Origin of the sequence: Rhodococcus sp. YH3-3 (assembly GCF_001653035.1) — a bacterium.
Taxonomy (GTDB): domain Bacteria; phylum Actinomycetota; class Actinomycetes; order Mycobacteriales; family Mycobacteriaceae; genus Rhodococcus_F; species Rhodococcus_F qingshengii.
The window spans coordinates 1,991,215-2,008,227 of record NZ_BCWH01000002.1; the positions used below are offsets into that span (position 1 = coordinate 1,991,215).

General features: G+C 62.5%; 15 protein-coding genes, 1 tRNA gene and 1 pseudogene. 11 read left to right on the forward strand and 6 right to left on the reverse strand.

Annotated elements, in window-relative coordinates; translation table 11 throughout:
• Window position 1 precedes the first annotated feature (1 nt).
• The 6 genes and pseudogenes from YH3_RS22310 (at window position 2) to YH3_RS22335 (ending at window position 6,239) form a co-directional block, all read left to right on the forward strand.
• Window positions 2-710 (forward strand): annotated as a pseudogene (locus YH3_RS22310) (copper homeostasis protein CutC).
• 88 nt (window positions 711-798) lie between these two features.
• Window positions 799-2,316 carry a CoA-acylating methylmalonate-semialdehyde dehydrogenase gene (locus YH3_RS22315; protein ID WP_003941275.1) on the forward strand — a complete coding sequence of 506 codons (1,518 nt, stop codon included), beginning with the start codon at window positions 799-801 and terminating at the stop codon, window positions 2,314-2,316.
• A 14-nt stretch (window positions 2,317-2,330) separates the two neighbouring features.
• Entirely contained in the window at window positions 2,331-3,491 is a 1,161-nt protein-coding gene (locus YH3_RS22320; RefSeq protein WP_064075262.1) for an isobutyryl-CoA dehydrogenase, read from the forward strand.
• Window positions 3,488-4,546: an enoyl-CoA hydratase/isomerase family protein gene (locus tag YH3_RS22325; RefSeq protein WP_042923165.1), complete on the forward strand. Its 1,059-nt coding sequence runs from the start codon at window positions 3,488-3,490 to the stop codon at window positions 4,544-4,546. The genes YH3_RS22320 and YH3_RS22325 overlap by 4 nt, the downstream gene beginning before the upstream one ends.
• A gap of 23 nt (window positions 4,547-4,569) precedes the next feature.
• Window positions 4,570-5,463 carry a 3-hydroxyisobutyrate dehydrogenase gene (gene mmsB, locus YH3_RS22330; protein ID WP_003941308.1) on the forward strand — a complete coding sequence of 298 codons (894 nt, stop codon included), beginning with the start codon at window positions 4,570-4,572 and terminating at the stop codon, window positions 5,461-5,463.
• Window positions 5,463-6,239, forward strand: coding sequence for an enoyl-CoA hydratase (locus tag YH3_RS22335; RefSeq protein ID WP_003941374.1), 777 nt, complete (start codon window positions 5,463-5,465; stop codon window positions 6,237-6,239). Before mmsB ends, YH3_RS22335 begins: the two co-directional genes overlap by 1 nt.
• Window positions 6,240-6,316: 77 nt before the next feature.
• Here YH3_RS22335 and YH3_RS22340 read toward each other — a convergent pair whose 3' ends face one another.
• Complete coding sequence (locus YH3_RS22340) at window positions 6,317-6,850, reverse strand: MarR family winged helix-turn-helix transcriptional regulator (RefSeq protein ID WP_020970065.1); 534 nt, start codon at window positions 6,848-6,850, stop codon at window positions 6,317-6,319.
• Between the two features lie 85 nt (window positions 6,851-6,935).
• Between YH3_RS22340 and mraY the strand changes: the two genes are divergently transcribed.
• Window positions 6,936-8,012: a phospho-N-acetylmuramoyl-pentapeptide-transferase gene (gene mraY / locus YH3_RS22345; RefSeq protein ID WP_003941316.1), complete on the forward strand. Its 1,077-nt coding sequence runs from the start codon at window positions 6,936-6,938 to the stop codon at window positions 8,010-8,012.
• On the opposite strand, the gene YH3_RS22350 is transcribed toward mraY, so the two are convergent.
• A complete protein-coding gene (locus YH3_RS22350; RefSeq protein WP_064444259.1) occupies window positions 8,009-9,259 on the reverse strand; it encodes a multidrug effflux MFS transporter in 1,251 nt (416 codons plus the stop codon). The two genes, mraY and YH3_RS22350, sit on opposite strands and share 4 nt — an antisense overlap.
• A gap of 233 nt (window positions 9,260-9,492) precedes the next feature.
• On the opposite strand from YH3_RS22350, the gene YH3_RS22355 reads away from it, so the two are divergent.
• Together YH3_RS22355 and dcm are read left to right on the forward strand one after the other, a co-directional pair.
• A tRNA-Cys gene (locus tag YH3_RS22355) sits at window positions 9,493-9,563 on the forward strand.
• 159 nt (window positions 9,564-9,722) lie between these two features.
• On the forward strand, window positions 9,723-11,018 hold the full coding sequence (gene dcm / locus YH3_RS22360; RefSeq protein WP_064444072.1) for a DNA (cytosine-5-)-methyltransferase: 1,296 nt from the start codon (window positions 9,723-9,725) through the stop codon (window positions 11,016-11,018).
• Window positions 11,019-11,100: 82 nt separating this feature from the next.
• On the opposite strand, the gene YH3_RS37180 is transcribed toward dcm, so the two are convergent.
• Both YH3_RS37180 and YH3_RS22365 read right to left on the reverse strand, forming a co-directional pair.
• A complete protein-coding gene (locus YH3_RS37180) occupies window positions 11,101-11,226 on the reverse strand; it encodes a hypothetical protein (RefSeq protein WP_255246884.1) in 126 nt (41 codons plus the stop codon).
• A 394-nt stretch (window positions 11,227-11,620) separates the two neighbouring features.
• Window positions 11,621-12,268, reverse strand: a complete 648-nt coding sequence (locus YH3_RS22365; protein ID WP_003941289.1) for a TetR/AcrR family transcriptional regulator — start codon at window positions 12,266-12,268, stop codon at window positions 11,621-11,623.
• A gap of 97 nt (window positions 12,269-12,365) precedes the next feature.
• Between YH3_RS22365 and YH3_RS22370 the strand changes: the two genes are divergently transcribed.
• Together YH3_RS22370 and YH3_RS22375 are read left to right on the forward strand one after the other, a co-directional pair.
• Window positions 12,366-14,156 carry an amidohydrolase family protein gene (locus YH3_RS22370; protein ID WP_064444073.1) on the forward strand — a complete coding sequence of 597 codons (1,791 nt, stop codon included), beginning with the start codon at window positions 12,366-12,368 and terminating at the stop codon, window positions 14,154-14,156.
• The gene (locus YH3_RS22375; protein ID WP_064444074.1) at window positions 14,153-14,998 is read left to right on the forward strand and encodes an alpha/beta fold hydrolase; all 846 of its coding nucleotides are present in this window, start codon (window positions 14,153-14,155) and stop codon (window positions 14,996-14,998) included. Before YH3_RS22370 ends, YH3_RS22375 begins: the two co-directional genes overlap by 4 nt.
• An 84-nt stretch (window positions 14,999-15,082) precedes the next feature.
• Here the strand turns inward: YH3_RS22375 and YH3_RS22380 are convergent, their stop codons facing one another.
• Complete coding sequence (locus tag YH3_RS22380; protein WP_007726163.1) at window positions 15,083-16,222, reverse strand: sulfotransferase; 1,140 nt, start codon at window positions 16,220-16,222, stop codon at window positions 15,083-15,085.
• Window positions 16,223-16,229: 7 nt separating this feature from the next.
• Entirely contained in the window at window positions 16,230-17,012 is a 783-nt protein-coding gene (locus YH3_RS22385) for an SDR family oxidoreductase (protein WP_007726165.1), read from the reverse strand.
• Window position 17,013: the final 1 nt, after the last annotated feature.

Sequence of the window (17,013 nt, forward strand, 5' to 3'; positions counted from 1 at the left end):
CATGACGGTTCTGGAGCTGGCTGTACAGGACGTGCGGGGGGGCGAGGATCGCGCGTTCGGTGGGAGCGACTCGAGTCGAGTTGTGTGCGGCACTCGGCCCGACGGGGGGATTGACGCCCAGCATCGGAGTGATCGAGGCTGCGACGGAGGTGGGGATCGCGGTTCACCCGCTGATCCGTCCGCGCGCCGGAGGTTTTGTGTTCTCACCCGACGAAGTGTGGGTGATGGAGCACGACGTACATGCTGCTGTGGCCGGTGGAGCTTCCGGCATCGTGATCGGCGCGCTGACAGAAGACAATTCGATCGACACCGTCGTGCTGCGCCGCATCATCGGATGCGTGGACCGGGCGAGAGTCGAGGTGACAGTACATCGTGCGATGGACGTGGTGACCGACCGTCTGACCGCGCTGGACGAACTGATCGACCTGGGCGTGACCCGCGTGCTGACGTCCGGGGGTGCGGACACTTGCAACGAGGGACTCGACGAGATCGGTCGAATGGTCGAACATGCCGCGGGCCGGATCCAGATCATGGCCGGTGGCGGAATAACCGTCGACGACATCCCGGCAATCGCTGCCGTCGGCGTCGATGCGGTGCATCTCTCGGCGCGCAAGGTTGTCGCAGTTTCCGGCGGACCTGGTGGGGGATCGGACGGATACGACGTCACCGATGCAGTAGTCGCGCAGGAAGCCACAGCCCTTGGGCTCTAGACATACATGGACATCCAACTATAGGATGGTAGACATATTCACTGCTGCCTCCTGGGCGGTCCATACGAGCAAGGAACGGGTTAGCACAATGGTTGAAAATGCGACGGTTCACGAGTTGACGCACTTCGTCGGTGGCAAGCGTGTTCCCGGGACATCTGATCGATTTGCGGACGTGTTCGATCCCAACACCGGCAAGGTGCAGGCCCGCGTTCCCCTTGCGAGCAAGGCCGAGACCGAAGCCATCATCGCCAATGCCGAAGAGGCGCAGCAGGTGTGGGCAGCGTTCAACCCGCAGAAGCGTGCCCGCGTGCTGATGAAGTTCCTGCAGCTCGCTCAGGCCGAGATGGATTCTCTGGCCCGCCTCCTCTCGTCCGAGCACGGCAAGACCGTCGCCGACGCCAAGGGCGACATCCAGCGTGGCCTCGAGGTCATCGAGTTCGCCGTCGGCGCTCCGCACCTGCTCAAGGGTGAATTCACCGAGAGTGCCGGCACCGGCATCGACGTGTACTCCATGCGTCAGCCGCTCGGCGTCGTTGCCGGCATCACGCCCTTCAACTTCCCCGCGATGATCCCGCTGTGGAAGGCCGGCCCCGCCCTCGCCGCCGGTAACGCCTTCATCCTCAAGCCCTCCGAGCGTGACCCCTCCGTGCCGCTGCGCCTGGCCGAGCTTTTCCTCGAAGCAGGACTGCCCGCGGGTGTGTTCAACGTCGTCAACGGTGACAAGGAAGTTGTCGACGTTCTGCTCACCGACGATCGCATCAAGGCCGTCGGCTTCGTCGGCTCCACGCCGATCGCTCAGTACATCTACGAGACGGCTGCAGCTCACGGCAAGCGCGCACAGTGCTTCGGTGGCGCCAAGAACCACGCGATCGTCATGCCGGACGCGGACCTCGACGAGGTTGCCGACGCCCTGATCGGTGCGGGCTACGGCAGCGCCGGCGAGCGTTGCATGGCCATCTCGGTTGCCGTTCCCGTCGGCGAGGAGACCGCGGACGCTCTTGTCGCGAAGCTGAAGGAGCGCGTCGCGAAGCTCAAGATCGGTCGCAGTGACGACGAAGGCGTCGATTTCGGACCGCTCGTTTGCCAGGATGCCCTCGACCGCGTCAACAACTACGTGCAGATCGGCATCGACGAGGGCGCAACGGCAGTCGTCGACGGCCGCGGCTTCACCCTCGAAGGCCACGAAGGTGGATTCTTCGCCGGCGCAACCCTGTTCGACAACGTCACCTCGGACATGCGCATCTACAAGGAAGAGATCTTCGGACCCGTCCTTCAGGTGGTCCGCGCTGCCGATTACGAAGAGGCACTGCGTCTTCCGACCGAACACGAGTACGGCAACGGCGTCTCCATCTTCACCCGCGACGGCGACACCGCGCGTGACTTCACCGCTCGCGTCAACGTCGGCATGGTCGGCGTGAACGTGCCGATCCCGGTCCCGATCGCGTACCACACCTTCGGTGGCTGGAAGCGCTCCGGATTCGGTGACCTGAACCAGCACGGTCCCGACTCCTTCCGCTTCTACACCAAGACCAAGACCGTGACGCAGCGCTGGCCTTCCGGCAAGAAGGAAGAGACCAACCACTTCGTCATCCCCACGATGAACTGATCGGAACACTTTCCATGTTTACTCTGACCGATGACGAGCGGGCGATTCGTGACACTGCCCGCGACTTCGCGGCCGAGCATCTGGCGCCCAACGCAGTGGAGTGGGATCAGACCAAGCATTTCCCGGTGGACGTCCTCCGTAAGGCGGCGTCCCTGGGAATGGGCGGTATCTACATTCGTGAAGACGTGGGTGGCAGTGAGCTGAGCCGCGTCGACGCTGCCCGGATCTTCGAAGAGCTGGCCAAGGGCGATCCGTCGATCGCCGCGTACATCTCCATCCACAACATGGTCACGTGGATGATCGACCAGTTCGGCAACGACGAACAGCGCCACAAGTGGGTTCCCGGACTCTGCTCGATGGATCAACTGGGCAGCTACTGCCTCACCGAACCCGGCGCTGGCTCCGATGCTGCGGGCCTGAGCACCAAGGCCGTTCGTGACGGCGACGACTACATCCTCAACGGCGTCAAGCAGTTCATTTCCGGCGCAGGCACTTCCGACGTGTACGTCGTGATGGCACGCACCGGATCTGCCGGTGCCAAGGGGATCTCGGCGTTCATCGTGCCCAAGGATTCGCCCGGACTGTCGTTCGGTGCCAACGAGATCAAGATGGGCTGGAACGCGCAGCCCACCCGTCAGGTGATCTTCGAAGACGTGCGAGTTCCTGCCGCCAACATGCTCGGTGAAGAGGGCAGCGGATTCCGCATCGCCATGAAAGGTCTCAACGGCGGCCGGCTGAACATCGCCGCCTGTTCGGTCGGTGGGGCCCAGGCAGCGCTGGAGAAGGCAGTCGCATATCTGGTGGACCGCAAAGCTTTCGGTTCGGCACTGATCGAGTCGCAGGCCCTGCAGTTCCAGCTCGCCGACATGCGTACCGAACTCGAAGCGGCCAGGACGTTGCTGTGGCGCGCCGCTGCCGCACTCGAAGACGGAGCGTCCGACGTCGTGGAGTTGTGTGCGATGGCCAAGCGCTTTGCCACCGACACCGGATTCGACGTAGCCAACAAGGCCCTCCAGCTTCACGGCGGGTACGGCTATCTTGCTGAGTACGGGATCGAGAAGATCGTCCGCGATCTTCGGGTTCATCAGATCCTCGAAGGCAGCAACGAGATCATGAGGGTGGTCATCGCCCGCAGCGTGGTCGCATCAGGTCAGGGAAAGCAGGGAGCAGCATGAGCGACGAGCTCGAGGTATTGATCGAAAAGCGTGACGGGCTGGGGCTCATCACTCTCAACCGTCCCAAGGCGATCAATGCCCTCAACCACTCGATGGTCAAGGCGATGGCCAAGGCCCTCGAGGAATGGAAGTCCGACGACGACGTCAAGGCAGTCGTACTCACGGGCGCCGGCGAGCGTGGTCTGTGCGCCGGCGGCGACATCGTCTCGATCTACCATGACGCCAAGGACGGCAAGACCGGTTCGCTCGACTTCTGGCGTGAGGAGTACATCCTCAACTCCGAGATCGCGAACTACCCGAAGCCGTACGTCGCGATCATGGACGGGATCGTCATGGGCGGTGGCGTCGGAGTGTCCGCACACGGCGACATTCGCATCGTGACCGAGCGCTCGATGATCGGAATGCCCGAGACCGGAATCGGTTTCATTCCAGACGTGGGCGGAACTTACCTGCTCTCGCGTGCTCCCGGTGAACTCGGGACGCACATCGCGCTCACCACGGCGCGACTGAGCGCCGGCGATGCCATCGCAGCAGGTTTCGCTGACCACTTCATCCCGTCGGAGAACATCGAGACGTTCATCGCCGCACTCGCGTCGTCTTCGGTTGCCGACGCCGTGGCGCAGTACGCGGAGCCGGCTCCGGTGTCGGAACTGTTGGCCCAGCAGAGCTGGATCGACGCCGCGTACTCCGCCGACGACGTATCCACCATCGTCGAGCGTCTTCGCGCAAGTGGAATCCCCGAAGCGGAGAAGGCAGCGGAGCAGATTCTCGGCAAGTCCCCGATTGCACTGTCGGTGACCCTGCGATCTCTGCGGCATGCCAAGGAAGCAGCAAGCTTGGAAGAAGTCCTCAACGAGGAGTTCCGGGTCTCGACCGCTGCGCTCGCCTCACACGATCTGGTCGAGGGCATTCGCGCCCAGGTCGTGGAGAAGGACCGAAACCCGAAGTGGTTGCCGGCAACTCTCGACGACGTCACGGCAGAATCCGTCGACGCCTACTTCGCCCCGCTGGGCGACAACGAGCTCGGACTCGCCCCTCAACCGCAAGGCAACTGATCACCGCCGAAGGAGCATCACTAATGAGCACCATTGGATTTATCGGACTCGGTCACATGGGTGGCCCGATGGCGGCCAATCTCGTCAAGGCCGGACACAAGGTCGTCGGTTTCGACCTGGCACCTGCGGCGCTGGAGCAGGCAGTCAAAGACGGTGCATCGGTGGCGGATTCGGCGGTCGACGCCGTTCGCGGTGCCGACGTCGTGATCACGATGCTGCCGAGCGGTAAGCACGTTCTGGGTCTGTACGAAGAGCTGCTGCCGGTGGCAACACCGGGCACGCTGTTCATCGACTGTTCCACAATCGACGTTGCCGACGCCCGCGAGGCGCACGACAAGGCCGAAGCAGCCGGTCACCGCAGCGTCGACGCACCGGTCTCCGGTGGAGTCGTCGGAGCTACCGCAGGCACGCTGGCATTCATGGTCGGCGGTTCCGAGGCTGACTTCCAAGCCGCGTCACCGTTGCTGGACGTGATGGGCCGCAAGGTCGTTCACTGCGGCGACGCCGGTGTCGGCCAGGCAGCCAAGATCTGCAACAACATGATCCTCGGCATTTCGATGATCGCGATCAGCGAGGCGTTCGTGTTGGGCGAAAAGCTCGGCCTGAGCAACCAGGCGCTCTTCGACGTGGCGTCCAACGCCTCGGGACAGTGCTGGGCACTGACCACCAACTGCCCGGTTCCGGGACCTGTGCCCACCAGCCCGGCCAACAACGACTACCAGCCCGGCTTTGCTGTTGCACTGATGGACAAGGACCTGGGTCTGGCAGCAAATGCGCTGCGCAACAACGGCGTCGATGCAGAGATCGGACTCAAGGCCGCCGAACTCTACAGTCGCTTCCATGCCGCGGGCGGTGGCGGTCAGGACTTCTCTGCCATCATCAACGACATCCGTGACCGTTCGACCGAAGGACAGTAGTGACCGACTTCAACACCATCATCCTCGAGCGTAAGGGTCGCGTCGGCGTCATCACGCTCAACCGCCCGAAGGCTCTCAACGCGCTGAACTCCGAGCTGATGAACGAGGTCGTCGCCGCGGTTGCCGACCTCGAAGCGGACAACGGCATCGGAGCCATCCTGATCACCGGTTCCGAGCGCGCCTTCGCCGCCGGTGCCGACATCAAGGAAATGCAGTCCAAGACGTACATGGACGCATACGTCGAGGATTTCTTCACCCCGTGGGATCGCGTCGCAGCAGCTCGTAAGCCGCTGATCGCCGCCGTCTCCGGATACGCGCTCGGTGGTGGCTGCGAGCTTGCGATGCTCTGCGATTTCATCATCGCTTCGGATACCGCGAAGTTCGGCCAGCCCGAGATCAAGCTCGGTGTCATTCCGGGTATCGGTGGCTCGCAGCGCCTTACGCGCGCCGTGGGCAAGGCCAAGGCCATGGAGCTGTGCCTCACCGGCCGCAACATGGACGCAGAAGAAGCCGAACGTGCAGGCCTGGTTGCCCGGATCGTTCCGGCCGCCGATCTGCTCGACGATGCCTTGAAGACCGCAACCACCATCGCCGAGATGTCGCTGCCGATTGCGATGATGGCCAAGGAAGCAGTCAACCGCTCCTTCGAGACCACCCTCGCCGAGGGCGTCCGCTTCGAGCGTCGGGTGTTCCACTCGACCTTCGCGACGGAGGATCAGAAGGAAGGCATGACCGCGTTCGTGGAGAAGCGGTCGGCAGAATTCAAGCACCGCTGAATTTCAACAGCGCTGAAACTGCCCTCACACTCGTCGAGAGTGTGAGGGCAGTTTGTTTGTGTGTACGGGTGGTCGGTTCACCACTTGGTCGGTGCGCCGCCGGTGTCGAAGTCACCCGCAGTCTTGCGAAGTTCAGTGAGGATCGTCACCAATTGCTCGAGCTTGTCCTGCTGGAGTCCGGGGTGAGCGAACACCTTGCTGTTGAGCATTTCGGTCGCTTCGAGGGCCAGCGCGCGACCCGCGTCGGAGATCTCGATGAGCGTCGCACGGCGATCGCTGGGATGCGGGACCCGCCTGACCAACTCCGCTTTCTCCAAACGGTCGACGGCATTGGTGACGCTGGTGGGGTGAACCTGGAGTCGGGCACTTGCCTTGGCCATCGGGAGTGCGCCCGACCTGGTGAAGGTGAGAAGCGTCAGGAGTTCGTAGCGGGCGAAGGTCAGCCCGAGAGGCTTGAGTACCTCTTCGACCCGCGCCATCATGATCTGCTGCGCACGCATCACCGACGTGACCGCAGCCATACCGTCGGCGACATCGCTCCAACCGTGCTTCGTCCACTGACGATGCGCCTCTTCGATGGGGTCGAGGGGGAGCGGCGCGGGGGGAGACATAAGTTCGATCATCCCATGCTGGCAAGCGGTCGGGTGCCTTGTCTGATTGTGTGTCGCAGCCGCTTACGTCTGTAGAGTCCCACGGGTGATTTCAATCCTCGTAGCGGGTGGCGTCTCGTTGTTCGTCGCGCTCTTCCTGACTCCGTTTCTCATTCGTGTGCTTTCGCGGCAGGGGCTCGGGCACGAGATTCGGATCGAGGGTCCGCAGAGTCATCAGGGCAAGCGTGGCACCCCGTCGATGGGCGGGATCGCGATCATCGCCGGTATGTGGGCGGGCTACCTGGCGGCACACATCATCGGATTCGGCTCGCGGCTACCGCGGCTGTCTGCATCCGGTTGGCTGGTTCTCGCGCTCGCCACGTCACTGGGAATCGTCGGCTTTCTCGACGACTTCATCAAGATCCGTAAGAAGCGCAATCTCGGGCTCAACAAGACAGCGAAGACCGTCGGTCAGCTGGCGAGTGCCATCATCTTCGGCATTTTGTTCCTGCAGTTCTCCAACAACAACGGAGTCACTCCCGGAAGCCAGTACCTGTCCCATGTTCGTGACATCTCGGTGTTCTCCATGGGTGCCATCGGCTTTGTGGTCTTCTTCTGCATTCTGGTGTTCGCCTGGTCCAACGCCGTCAATTTCACCGACGGTCTCGACGGTCTCGCGGCCGGCTCGATGGGCATGATCCTAGGGACCTACGTCGTCATCGCCGGTTGGCAGTACCGGAACTCGTGTGTTCTCGAGCCTGCCGCCGGTTGCTACGACGTTCGTGACCCCCTGGATCTCGCTATCGTCGCTGCCGCGGCAGGCGGGGCGTGCCTCGGCTTCCTCTGGTGGAATGCCGCCCCGGCTCAGATCTTCATGGGTGACACCGGCTCCTTGGCACTCGGCGGCCTGGTGGTCGGCCTGTCCGTCACGACGCACACCGAGCTGCTGATGGTCATCATCGGCGCCCTGTTCGTCGCTGAGATCCTGTCGGTGATCATCCAGGTTCTGGTCTTCCGATCGTCCGGCCGACGCGTATTCAAGATGGCCCCGATCCATCATCACTTCGAGTTACTCGGTTGGCCGGAAACCGTCGTGATCGCAAGATTCTGGATCTTCGTCGCGATCTCGTGCGTCCTGGGACTTGCCACCTTCTACAGCGAGTGGTTCTCCGCTGCCGGTTAGACCGATTCACTCTTTCGGGTCGTAGCCAGAAGAGCGATCAGACCGAGCGACACACACGTCGTCATCGTGACGGCCAGGGCTGTGCTCGTGTTTCCCATTAGACCGACTGCCGGCGCGATGGCCGCACCGACGCCGAACTGGAATGCACCGAGCATTGCCGCGGCAGTACCGGCCGCTTCGCCGTGACGAGCGAGGGCCAGTGCCGGGGCGTTGGGCAGAACGAACCCGATGGCGCCGGCCATGACCCACAGTGCGATCACGAATCCGGCGAGTCCGCCGAGTTCCAGGACCGCGACAGCAATGACGACGGCCCCGGAGACAACCGCAGCCACGAGGGCCCACTTGGTGATCTGCTGAGGAGTCCAGCGATCGAGCAGTCGAACGTTGACCTGCGAAGCGCCGATCAACGCGATAGCGCCCGCACTGAAGAGCAGTGCGAACTCCTGCTGATTGAGGCCGTACTGATCCTGATAGACAAACGACGCGCCGGAGACATACGCGAACAACGACGCCATGCCGACGCTGGAGACGAGCGTGAGGACCATGAACGTGCGGTCGCCGAGCAGCGAACCGTAGGTACGGAGAACCGACGTCAATCCGCTCGGGCGACGCTTTTCCTTCGGCAATGTTTCGGACAGTCCGAACGCACCGATCATCGCTGTGCCGACGCCGATCAGTGCCAGTACGACGAAGATCCCGCGCCAGTCGAGGGCGACGAGGAGGGCGCCACCGATGCTGGGCGCCAGGATCGGCGCAACGCCGAGCACGAGCATCAGCCGGCTCATCACAACGGCAACGGTGTTACCGCTGTAGAGGTCGCGGACGATCGCCATGGTGACCACTGCCGCGGCCGCCGCGCCCATGCCCTGGAAAACCCGCAGGATGCCGAGGACAGCGATGCTCGGTGCGAAGACCGCCAGCAGCGAAGCCAGGATATGGACGCCGATTCCGGCAAGCAGCGGCTTTTTGCGGCCGAGAGTGTCCGAGAGCGGCCCGACCAACAGCTGGCCGAGTGCGAGGCCGATGAGAGTTCCGGTGATGGTCAGCTGAACCGTTGACGACGAGACCCCGAGATCGGCACCGATATCCGGCAGCGCGGGCAGGTACATGTCGATGGTGAAGGGCCCGAGTGCAGTCATGGAACCGAGGGCAAGAATCTTCCCGACGCTCGGCTTACGGTCGATACTGCTCGTTTCCAGCGGGGCTGCCTTCACAGGCGGGGCGATGGCGGTGTTCTCGGCACTCATGAAACCTTCTGGGTTGTCTGGGTCTGGCGAACTGCTCGGTCGTTCGGTCGAATTTCGGGCCGCAATCGAATGACCTGCGCCCACCGAGGGAGTCAGCATCGAGACTGACCGATTTGTTCCCGAAAGGCCCGCACTTTTCCCAGAGACTGGAACGCTTGGCGAGAATGCACTCGAATCATGCTGAGCGGAACTGTGGTTCGAGATCGTCACTCAGGGCAGAGTTACTCACTGACGCGGGTGTGGCTGAGTGGCTAGGCACCGGCCTGCAAAGCCGTTCACACGGGTTCGAGTCCCGTCATCCGCTCGTGTCGGAGACCGGCAGGCATATCGCCTGCCGGTCTCTCTTGTGTGGTCCCGGTTCGCGGGGTCGGCTGCGATAGTCTGGGCTGCCGGAGCGAGCGGACCACATGAGTGAGGCACTGAATTGATTTCGGGACAGGACCTGCGATCGCGGCGCTTGCACGTGGGGATCAGTCAGTTCCAGTTCGCCCGCCAGGCGGGAGTCTCGTCAGCAGTCGTCTCCGCGTGGGAACTCGACAAGGCATATCCGAAGCCACCGGTTGAGCGAGCAGTCCTCACGGCCCTCTCCGCGTTGGAAGCAGCCAAGCGTGAGGGCACGTACGCGGCCCCCCGGAAGCGATCGAGCGGTAGTACCCGTGCGCGTCGAGCGACACCGGTCAACGACCCCGCCTCGGTGGCCAGGCGTGCGGTCGCGGGGGCAGGAAACGGTGGCCCCACCGTATTGACGGCGTTCTCCGGTTGTGGCGGTATGGCCGAAGGCTTTCGGATGGCGGGGTTTTCGGTGGAGGGATACATCGAAGTCGTGCCGGAGGCGCGCGCGACCTTCGATCGGAACTTCCCCGGCGCGAAGTGCCTCGGTGAGGACATCCGGGCGATCGACGAAGCCCGTGTGAAAGATCTTCTGGCACAGGTGAATATCGATGTGTTGGCCGGGGGGCCGCCGTGTCAGGGTTTCAGTCTCGCCGGCCGGCGAGACCGCGACGATCCGCGTAACCATCTCTTCCGGAACCTACTCGAGCTCGCCGATCTGGTGAGGCCGAAGGTCGTGGTGATGGAAAATGTTCGGCTGCTGCTGAGCATGAAAGACCCGGACGGTGGGATGGTCGTCGACCGGATTCTCGGCGAGATGGCTGCATGCGGTTACGACGCGTCGGTCAACACGGTCAATGCGCAGGATTACGGCGTCCCGCAGTTCCGGGAACGAGTGTTCATCGTGGCGACCCGCCGCGACAGTGGTATCGGGCCGCTGCGTTTCCCGCCGAAGACTCACGGCGTGAATGATGTTGCGCCGCTGAGGACTTTCCGCGATGCCACCGTCGATCTGGCCCCGCTGGAATCCGGGCAGGCCTGCGAGACGGACCCGCTGCACTGGGCCGTCGAACATCCCGAGCACGTCTTGCGGTGGCTGCGTGATGTACCAGAAGGAATGTCGGCTCACGACAACGAAGATCCGGCCATGCGACCGTCGTCCGGATACAACACGACGTACAAGCGCCTCCGGTGGGACGAGCCGGCGTCCACGGTCGGAACCACTTTCGGGATGATCTCGGCTTCACGCAACGTGCATCCGAAACACACGCGATCGTTGACCGTTCGAGAAGCTGCTCGCCTCCAGACCTTTCCCGACGACTACATCTTCGAGGGCAAGTGGGGAGCGGTGCGCACGATGATCGGCAATGCGGTGCCGCCGCAGCTGGCGTCGGTACTGGCAGGAGAGATCAAGAAGGCACTCGGCTGAGATAGAGCACCTACGGAAAATGGGGCCGACGATGTCGGCCCCATTTCGAGTTACGCCCTGGCAGGGGTGTGGTGCAAGCGAATCAGCTGAGGTTGAGCTTGGCGATCAACGGCTGGACGACCTTGATGATGTCGATGACGGCGCTGAGGGTGTTGATGGAACCCATGTTTCGGTCCTCCGTGTCGTATGTACAGGTTTGTATGTACAAGGTTGTGTCTGCGTGGTGTTTCTGTACGACCTTGTGTCGCAGACACAAATTAGCAAACTGGACGCTTGTTTGGGTCGAAATGACCGCTTTGCGCTGAAGTTGCTGAAAAGTTCACGGATTGTTCAGGAACGTAAACAAAAAACAGGCCGGACTCCCCGAAGTCCGGCCTGTCGATGACGCTTTGCGATCAGCTGAATGCCGACAGTGCGCTGATGAGGCCGATGCCCGCAACTGCGACCTTGAGGACACTCAAGACGTCTTCGAGCTTGACGCCAGCGGGCAATACGTTTTCGACAGACTCCATGTTGGATCCTTCATATGTTGGGGTCGTGGTCCAGCGCCACTGCAAGCAAGATACCCAATCGTGACCACCTGTGAAACCCCGGCGCGAAGATCACAGTTGTGTTGCGCCGGACTCACTGGCCGTCGCGACAACGGTGGCTGCCACTATTTGCTCCACGCTGATGCCCGCTGCCGGTAGGCAATGGTAGAAAATTCGTTCGCAGAGGTCGACCATTTCGCCTCGCTCGAGCGTCGGCTCGTCGATCCAGTTGACCACGATTTCCTCCATGAATGCCTGCCACCCGGCGATTGTCGCCTCCACGGTCGCGTTCGATTCGATGCCTAGATTCGTCAGCGCAGCGACGATCCACGTGGTGAAAGTGCGGCGCATGCCTCGGTAGATCGTGCGCATTCGGACGTCGCCACTGCCGGCCATACGCATCACGGCGAGGTAAATGGTGGGGTGCTCGATAACGGCGTCGACGAATGTCTCGATACCTGAGCGCAGCTGGGACGTGATGGGTAGCTCGGGATCCGGTCGCATTCGATCTTCGAGATCGGCCGAGGCGGCCTCGAGGATGGCGTTCTGGAAACCCTTCTTGTTCTTGAAGTAGTGGAACAGCAGTGGCGGCGAGACACCGGCCTCGGCTGCGACGCGATCCATCGACAGTTGGTCGAAAGGCTCGGTCCGCAGCATCTGTACTGCCACCTCGAGGATTTGCCTCTGACGGTCTTCGGGGGAGCGGGGGACTGCAGCCATTCCGTCATCTTATGTATTGGTTCGAATGGTTCATTGACTTTTACTCAACGCTGTCTATAACGTGAGGTAACACATACGTGAGGCGAGGAGTCCGACAGTGTCTGCTTTCGACATCGTGGTCAACGACGGGTTGTGGTTCGACGGGACGGGGGCTCCAGGTCTGCGTCGTAATCTCGGAATTCGAGACGGCGTGGTCGCGGAGGTGTCCACGACGAGCCTGGAGATCGGGCCGGACACCGAGGTGATCGACGCGGCCGGCAAGTGGGTTCTCCCGGGTTTTGTCGACGTCCACACGCACTACGACGCCGAAGCCTTGGTCAGTCCAGGGCTTCCGGAATCGGTTCGCCACGGCGTCACGACGGTCGTGCTCGGCAATTGCTCGCTGTCGACGGTGTATTCGACCCCGCGCGAGATTGCGGATCTGTTCAGCCGGGTCGAAGCAGTTCCCCACGACGCGGTGCTGCGCATCCTCGAAGCGAACAAGACCTGGACCGGTCCCGCGGCGTACACCGCCGCCCTCGAAGCCCTTCCCCTCGGACCCAATGTCGCGGCCTTCATCGGTCATTCCGACATCCGCACGCACGTACTCGGACTGGGGCGCGGTACCGACAAGAAGGTCAAGCCGACTCGCTCGGAACTCGGCCGGATGGGCTCGATGCTCGAGGACGCCATCGATGCTGGGATGCTGGGCCTGTCGTCGATGACCAATGCCCTCGACAAGATCGACGGCGACGAATACCGTTCTCGCTCTTTGCCGTCGACGTATGCACGGTGGAAAGAGTTCCGATTCCTCAACCGCATCCTTCGCGATCGCGGCAAGATCTTGCAGAGCGCTCCGACCATCAACCTGCATCCGAACGTCGCGGCGTTCTTCGCCGAAAGCTCCGCGATCGGACGTAAGAAGCCGCTCAAGACGTCGCTGCTCTCCGGTGCGGATTCGAAGGCCTACCCGGTGATCGTGTACTTCATGCTCGCTGCGGCCCCACTGCTCAATCGCTTCGCCAAGACCGATTTCAAGTGGCAGCACCTTCCGGTTCCCTTCACGGTCTACGCGGATGGAATCGACCTCGTCGTGTTCGAGGAGTTCGGTGCCGGCGCCGCCGCTTTGCACCTCAAGGACCAGGTGGAGCGCAACGAACTGCTCCAGGACGAGTCGTACCGTCGCGCATTCCGTAAGGACTACGACAACAAGTTCTCACCGCGCATCTGGCACCGCAATTTCTACGACGCCGTCATCGTGGGATGCCCGGACGAGACGTTGATCGGCAAGAACTTCGGTCAGGTCGGTGACATCCGCGGAGTGCACCCGGTTGATGCGTACCTCGATCTGGTGGTGAAGTACGGGCGAGATCTTCGCTGGCGCACCACCATTGCCAATCACCGGCCCAAGTTCGCGAAGAAGCTCGCCGCGAGTTCCGGTGTGCAGATGGGCTTCGGCGATGCCGGCGCGCATCTGCGCAACATGGCGTTCTACAACTACCCGGTGCGACTCCTCAAGCGCGTCAAGGACGCTCAGAGTGACCGTAAGCCGTTCCTGACCATCGAGCGCGCAATCCACCGCCTGACGGGCGAATTGGCGGACTGGTACGGCATCGACGCGGGGCATCTACGCCAGGGTGACCGAGCGGACTTCGTTGTCATCGATCCGGCCGGGCTCGACGAGTCGGTGGACGGGTTGTTCGAGGCAAAGGTGCCCGAGTACGGCGGGATCAGTCGAATGGTCAACCGCAGCGACGATGCGGCCGTCGCGACAGTGATCAACGGCCGACTCGTCTACCGCGACGGCGAATTCGCCCCCGGATTCGGCATCGAAAAGACAGGCCAGTTCCTGCGCGCCGGTGAAAAGGCTCCGATTACGCGGGCCGCGAAGACTAGCGTGGCGCTATGACTACACCGGCGGATCGCCTCACCTCGTACTCCCGGTCCGGGCTGACCTTCGACGTACGCGACGAAGGACCCGCCGACGGTCCGGTCGTGGTTCTCCTGCACGGATTTCCGCAGGATTCGAGCTCGTGGGATCAGCTCGCACCGCTACTACACGCCCGCGGCTTCCGGACCGTCGCACCGGATCAGCGAGGGTACTCACCCGGCGCGCGGCCGAAAGCGCGCTGGGCGTACCGCGGGTCCGAACTAGCTGCTGACACTGTCGCACTGATCGACGCACTCGGGGTGGGCAAAGTGCACCTGGTCGGCCACGACTGGGGTGCCGCAGTCGCATGGCAGGTGGCCGCCGAACGGCCGGACTTGCTCGATACCGTGACCGCGGTGTCGGTTCCGCACCCACTCGCGTTCGTCAAGGCGATGGTGACCAGCACACAGGGACTGAAGTCGTGGTACATGGGGGCGTTCCAATTGCCCTTCGTCCCCGAGAAGATTCTGTCCTCCACGTCGGCAGGTGAAAAGTTCCTGATTTCGAGCGGGCAGACGCCGGAGAACGCGCGGCGCGATCTGAACGCCATGCTGGCTCCCGGTCGGCTACGCGGCGGTCTGAACTGGTATCGCGCGATGTGGATGACCAAGCCGAACCCCGCAACTGCCAGGGTCACCGTGCCGACCCTGCACGTCTGGAGTGACGGCGACGCCGCCATCGGCCCCAAAGGGTCTGCGCTCACCCACGCGTTTGTCGACGGTCCGTACCGGTTCGAAGTTCTCCGGGGTGTGAGCCACTGGATCCCCGACGAGGCGCCGACGGAGTTGGATCGGTTGCTCGGTGAGCATTTCAGCAGCTGACCGAGTTTCCTACTGAAGCCCCCGTCGTTCGGCGGGGCTTCAGTCGTCAGCAAGGTCGTCAGCAAGGTCGTCGACCAACCGTGGTCAGCGAGCTCCGAATCGCTCCTCCACCTGCTCCTTCGTCAGGCCGAATTCCTCGAGCGTGTACTTGTGCGACGGTTTGCGAGCACCGGAGCGGCTTTCCTCGTGCATTGCCTCCATCGACTGCTGCGCAGTAGATGTCAACGGAATGTCGAAGTGCGTGTAGATGTTCTCGACGGTTCCCAGCGGATCGGTGACGAAGTCCTGATAGTCGACGTCGATGAACTGTGCGGGATTGTGGTGTGCGCGTGCACTGTCGAACTGCTCGAGCCCCCTGGCCCACAATTCGAGCTGACTTTCGCCGATCACCTTGTCGGTGAACGTGTTCGACCAACCCTCTGTCGCCTGGGCGGCCAGGCTGCATACCGACGGAATGATCGTCGTAGGGGAGCGGTGAGTCTGGATGACGAGAGCGTCGGGGTACGCCTCCATCAATTCGTCGAGCGCGAACAGGTGGCTCGGGTTCTTGAGGACCCACCGTCGATCCTGATCGGGCAGACCGATCAGCTGCAGGTTCTTCTTGTGTCGTGCATAGGCGTTCGACCACTCCTGGTCCTTCAGCCATGCGGAGTACGTGGGTAGATTGGCCAGACACTCGTACGACACGGACTTGAACGTCTGACGCAAGAGTTGCCAACATTCTTCGACTTCGCTGGCCGACATGTAGTGCACGCCCATGAATTCGGGATGCTCGACGTGGTGTTGACCGAATGTCTCCTCGATCTTGGCGAAGACCGGGTTCGATTCCCACGTATCGCGAGGCGGGCGAGGCTGAGGGAACTCGGTCAGCCACATCTCGAGGCCCTGGTGAGCCGGGTCGACCGTGAGGAGGCGGTGCAAGGCAGTGGTGCCCGTGCGTGGCAATCCGGTGACGAAGATCGGCCGCTCGATCTTGACGTCGGCGTGTTCCGGATGCTCCTTCCACGCCGATTCGCTGAGGAGACGGGCCACCAGGGCGCCGCGAAGGAATACCCGAGAGATCTTGCTGCCGAAGGGCGTCAGATCCTCGTCGCGGTCGTAGGACTCGAGCAGGACCGACAGAGCCTCGGTGTAATCGTCGACGCCGAAGTCCGTCAGGCCGGTCATCCGCGTCGCCGAGGCATGGAGATCCTCGACGGTGCCGACGTGAGTGCGTTCAGTCATGGTGCTCCTAGTGATGGAATTCGCCGCAGTTGACGTCGATGCATTGGCCGGTGATCGCGCTGGCCATCGGGGACGCCAGGAAGATCGCCGCATCGGATACTTCATCCGTCGTCGGCAGGCGCTTGAGGTCGGTGTTCGACGCAGTGTGCTCGTAGATCTGCTCGACAGTCATGCCGAACTTCTCCGCCTGGTGCGCGAAGTATCCCTTGAGGGTGTCACCCCAGATATAGCCGGGTGCAATCGAATTGACACGAATTCCCTGCGGGCCGAGTTCGGTGGCCAGGGACTGCGACATGGCGAGCAGGGCCGACTTCGCCATCTTGTAGCTGCCGTAACGCTCTTGCGAATGCCGCAACACCATCGAATTGATGTTCACCACGGAGCCGTCCGACTCGGCAAGTGCCGGCGTGAACAGCTGAGTCAGGCGCAACGCCCCGAGAACGGTCAGTTCGATGCTGTCGCGGATGTGCTGGTAATCGGTGCGAGCCAACGGTTTCATCGACGGAATCGAGAATGCATTGTTGATCAGAGTGTCCACTTTGCCGTAGGCGGCAATGGACTCGGCCACCAGATTCTCGGCGGAAGCCTGGTCGGTGATGTCGGTGGCAACGGTGACGGCGCGCCCACCGGCATCGACTATTTCTTTCGCAACGTCGTCGAGTCGCGATTGCGTACGTGCTGCGAGAACAAGACTCGCGCCGGCCGACGCACATCGAAGGGCCAGAGCGCGGCCGAGTGCCGGGCCGACTCCGGAGATGACTACTACACGGTCTTCGAGCAAGGCGGTCATG